Consider the following 4,631-nt stretch of genomic DNA (forward strand, 5'->3'; position numbering starts at 1 on the left):
CGTTATTGGGAGGAAACAGATGACGATACTGACCCCGACGCTTCCGGCTGAGGCCGGAGCAGAAGACGACATCAAAAGGATTGCCTACAGCAAAGTCTTCTGGCGCATCGTGCCGTTTCTGATGCTGTGTTATGTCGTCGCGTATCTCGATCGGGTCAACGTCGGCTTTGCCAAGCTGCAGATGTCGACCGACCTTGCCTTCAGTGAAACCGTCTACGGCCTTGGCGCCGGCATCTTCTTCATCGGCTATTTCCTGTTCGAGGTCCCGAGCAACGTCATCCTGCACAAAGTAGGGGCACGCGTCTGGATCGCCCGCATAATGATCACCTGGGGCCTGATTTCAGCCGGTTTCATGTTCACTGCATCTGCCCCGATGTTCTACCTGCTGCGCTTCCTGCTCGGTGTCGCCGAGGCTGGTTTCTACCCCGGCATCATCCTCTTCCTCACCTACTGGTATCCCTCGCATCGGCGCGCCAAGATCATCGCGATATTCATGTCCGCGATCCCCATCTCGGGGATTTTCGGTAATCCGCTTTCTGGCTGGATCATGGATTCGTTCCATGGCAGCAACGGCCTTGCTGGCTGGCAGTGGATGTTCCTGATCGAAGCGGCTCCAGCAATCCTGCTCGGCATCGCAGTCTTTTTCTTCCTTGACAACGGCATCCGTCACGCCAAGTGGCTGAGCGAAGCGGAGAAGCAGGCGATCGAGCGAGAGATCGCCCAGGAAGAGCACGGCAAGGAACGCTCACACTCCGTCGCCGGCATTTTCCGCGATCCCCGGATCTGGCTGATGTGTCTGATCTATTTCTGCTTCGTAATGGGCCAGTACGGATTGACGTTCTGGATGCCCACCCTGGTCAAGGCGACGGGCGTCGCCGGCAACCTCAACATCGGACTGATCAGCGCAATCCCGTTTATCTGCGCTGTGATCGCCATGAACTTTTTTGGGCGCAGCGCCGACAGATATCGCGAGCGCCGCTGGCACCTGGTGGTTCCCGCTCTCTTTGGAGCAGTCGGCTTTGTGGTTGCAGCTACCTCGCCCGATCCCGCCATCGCGATTGCCTTTCTGTCGCTGGCCGCAGCGGGTGCGATCACTTGTGCGCCGCTGTTCTGGTCACTGCCCACAGCGTTCCTCGGCGGAACTGGTGCTGCGGCTGGTATTGCGCTCATCAATTCGGTCGGAAATCTCGCCGGCTTCGTCAGCCCCTATCTCGTTGGCTATCTCAAGGATCTGACAGGAACGACCCAGGTCGGCATGTACGCGCTGGCCGCAATTCTAGTGGTCGGCGCGATCCTGGTTCTGACGGTCCCACCCAAACTGGTCAACCGCTAGCCGAACCGCCTCATGCAGGGAGTTTCCATTATGACCACCACCGACAAGCAGAAGGATATCCCAGCTGCAGCCGCACTAGGGGTCGCGGTTATTGGCCTCGGGTCGATGGGATTTGGGATGGCGGCATCGCTTCGCCGCGCCGGGTTCGAGGTGACGGGCTTCGACGTCAACGAGCAAATGGTGGCGCGCCTTGTCGCTAACGGCGGGCGGGGGGCACAAACCCCCGCCCAGGCCGCCCAGGCCGCGGACATCGTGGTTTCTGTCGTCGTCAACGCGGCGCAGACCGAAGCGATCCTCTTTGGTGCGGATGGAGTGGCCGAAACCCTGCCAGATGGCGCGGTGTTCGTCTCCTCAGCCACCATGGATCCTGACGTTGCACGAAATCTGGCCGCCCGGCTGGAAACCACCGGACGGCTTTATCTCGACGCGCCAATCAGTGGCGGGTCGGTCCGCGCGGCGGAAGGCGCCCTCACCATTCTGGCCTCCGGCAGCGCCGCCGCCTTTGCCAGGGCGCGGCCCGCACTCGACGCGATGGCAACCAGCCTTTATGAACTTGGAGATGAACCGGGCGTCGGCGCGGCATTCAAGATGATAAACCAGTTGCTCGCCGGTGTGCATATCGCGGCAGCGAGCGAAGCCATCGCCTTGGCCGCACGGCAAGGGCTCGATATTCGCAAGGTCTACGAGGTCATCACCGCCTCGGCCGGCAATTCATGGATGTTCGAGAACCGGATTCCGCACGTGCTCGACGGCGACTATGCCCCACGCAGCGCCGTCGACATTTTCGTCAAGGATCTCGGTATCATCCAGGATATGGCGCGCAGCGCCAAGTTCCCCGTGCCGGTCGCGGCCGCAGCGCTGCAGATGTTCCTGATGACCTCGGCGGCCGGGATGGGGCGCGATGACGATGCCTCGGTCGCCCGACTCTACGCAAAGATCACGGGCACCGACTTGCCCGGCGAACCGCAAACCTGACCAGGACCGGACCCAGCCATGCCCCGCTTCGCCGCCAATCTCACCATGATGTTCAACGAATGGCCGTTCCTCGACCGGTTCGCTGCCGCCGCCGCTGTCGGCTTTGAAGCGGTCGAGTTCCTTTTTCCTTACGAGCATAGACCCGATGCGATCGCGGAACGCCTCGCAAAGAACGGTCTTAGCCAGGTTCTGTTCAACCTGCCGCCCGGTAACTGGGTTGCCGGTGAGCGTGGACTGGCCTCCCTGGCAGAACGGTTCGACGAGCTTCAGGTCGGCGTTGAAACAGCGCTCTCCTACGCAGAGGCGACCGGCGTCAAGCGCCTCCATCTCATGTCGGGGATTGCCTCTCGCGACGACAAGGAAGCTGTCGAGGCCTACCAGAAGGCCATCGTCTGGACGGCCGGGAAACTTGCCGACCGAGGCATCGATCTCTTGATCGAGCCGATCAACGGCCGTGACATGCCGGGTTACTTCCTCAACGACTTCGGCTTCGCTGAAGCTCTCGTCCGCGACCTGGCGCTACCCAATCTCAAGCTGCAATTCGACATCTACCATCGTCAGATCATGCATGGTGACGTCACCAAGGCGCTTCGCCGGCTGATGCCGCTCATTGGTCACATCCAGATCGCCAGCGTGCCTTCGCGGCATGAACCGGCGACCGGGGAACTCGATGATCACTTCATTTTCGACGAGCTGGACCGGCTAGGATATGCCGGCTTTGTCGGCTGCGAATACCGGCCGAGGAGCAAGACGCTCGACGGGCTCAGCTGGCTCGCTCCCTATACCGGCGAGCGCCAGCGCCCAATTTCCGGTGCCAAGCGTGGAGTTCTATCATGACGCTCTCGCTCGGCTGCATCGCGGACGATTACACCGGTGCCTCGGACCTGGCGAACACGCTGGCCAAAGAGGGTCTGCGTACGATCCAGACCATCGGAATTCCCACGGACGACCTGGCTTTGCCCGAAGTCGATGCGATCGTCGTTTCGCTGAAAATCCGGTCGATCGCCGCATCTGAGGCGGTCGAACGTGCCCGTGCCTCTGATCGCTGGCTGCGCGAGCGCGGCGCCGATCATGTCATGTACAAGATCTGTTCCACCTTCGATTCGACTGACAAGGGCAATATCGGCCCGGTGCTCGATTCCCTGCGCGCCGATGCCGGTGAAACAACGGTGCTGGTGACGCCGGCCTTTCCGCAGACCAGTCGCACCGTTTATCAGGGCAATCTCTTCGTCGGCGCGGCGCCGCTCAACGAAAGCCCCCTTAAGGATCATCCGCTCAACCCCATGCACGATGCCAACCTGGTCCGCGTTCTAGCTCGGCAGAGTGCTGTGGCGGTTGGACTCGTCGATCTCTCAATCGTTGCGCGTGGCGCGGAGGCGATCGTCGAGCGGCTGGCACAGCTGGCCTCCGATGGGAGCGGAGCAGCCATCACCGATGCCGTGTTCGAGAGCGACCTTGAAGCAATTGGTGCGGCGGCGCTACGTCAGCGGTTGTCGATCGGAGCCTCGGGCTTGGGATTGGGTCTTGCCCGCGGCCTGATCCGGGCGGGCAGCGTACGTCGCCACGAGCGGACTGCTGTTTACGGCAAGCCGGTCGCGGGACCAGCAGTTGTTCTTGCAGGAAGCTGTTCACAGGCGACTTTGCAACAGATCGCCAAAGCCGAGCAGACAATGCCCGTCCTGCGGCTCGATCCTGAAAAGCTTATGAACGGACGGGAGGAGGCAAAGCTTGCCCTCGATTGGGCGGCCGAGCGGATGGCCCGAACTCCCGTCATCATCGCCAGCAGCTCGAATCCGGATGATGTATCCAGGCTGCAAACCCGCTACGGACGCGATGCGGTCGGCCAAGTCATTGAGCAGTCCCTTGCGGCGATTGCCGAACGTCTGGTGGAACGGGGCGTGCGCCGGCTGATCGTCGCGGGCGGAGAGACATCCGGCGCGGTGGTCGACCGGCTTGCCATTCCCGCATTTGGCCTCGGGCAGGAAATCGTTGCGGGCGTGCCCGTGTTGCACAGTATTGGAGGTCGTCACGGCGACATGGTGTTGGCTCTTAAATCAGGAAATTTCGGCGGCGAAAGCTTCTTCGCGGACGCTTTGGCCATCATGGCATAAGCGCCGTGGCGGCTCTGGGGCCGTTTCCAGACGGTCAGGTTTCGGATGCGGCTCAGGGATAGCTGCCGTTCATCCAGGAGGCGCTGGCGCAAATATCCTGACGCGTCGTCGCGAATGTCGTCACGATCGCGATAGGGCGCTCTTCATATAAGGAGGGCGGGCCTGCCTGCTGGAAATGAGACAGGCCACCGGTCGCTCAACCCGTTTTAGAG

4 protein-coding genes are annotated in these 4,631 nt (G+C 61.5%); all 4 read left to right on the forward strand.

Annotated features, from left to right (window positions below; all coding sequences use genetic code 11):
- The first annotated feature begins 19 nt into the window (after positions 1 to 19).
- From EOA85_RS28245 to otnK, 4 genes are read left to right on the forward strand one after another with little or no spacing between them, the layout of a single operon-like run.
- The gene (locus EOA85_RS28245) at positions 20 to 1,333 is read left to right on the forward strand and encodes an MFS transporter (protein WP_127211952.1); all 1,314 of its coding nucleotides are present in this window, start codon (positions 20 to 22) and stop codon (positions 1,331 to 1,333) included.
- A gap of 30 nt (positions 1,334 to 1,363) precedes the next feature.
- Positions 1,364 to 2,308 (forward strand): L-threonate dehydrogenase, encoded by a 945-nt coding sequence (gene ltnD, locus EOA85_RS28250; RefSeq protein WP_127211953.1) that lies wholly within the window; start codon positions 1,364 to 1,366, stop codon positions 2,306 to 2,308.
- 18 nt (positions 2,309 to 2,326) lie between these two features.
- Positions 2,327 to 3,145, forward strand: coding sequence for a 2-oxo-tetronate isomerase (gene otnI, locus EOA85_RS28255; protein WP_127211954.1), 819 nt, complete (start codon positions 2,327 to 2,329; stop codon positions 3,143 to 3,145).
- Positions 3,142 to 4,419 (forward strand): 3-oxo-tetronate kinase, encoded by a 1,278-nt coding sequence (gene otnK / locus EOA85_RS28260; protein WP_127211955.1) that lies wholly within the window; start codon positions 3,142 to 3,144, stop codon positions 4,417 to 4,419. The genes otnI and otnK overlap by 4 nt, the downstream gene beginning before the upstream one ends.
- The last annotated feature ends 212 nt before the right edge of the window (positions 4,420 to 4,631 follow it).

It is taken from the genome of Mesorhizobium sp. M5C.F.Ca.IN.020.29.1.1 (assembly GCF_003997375.1).
Classification (GTDB): Bacteria; Pseudomonadota; Alphaproteobacteria; order Rhizobiales; family Rhizobiaceae; genus Mesorhizobium; species Mesorhizobium wenxiniae.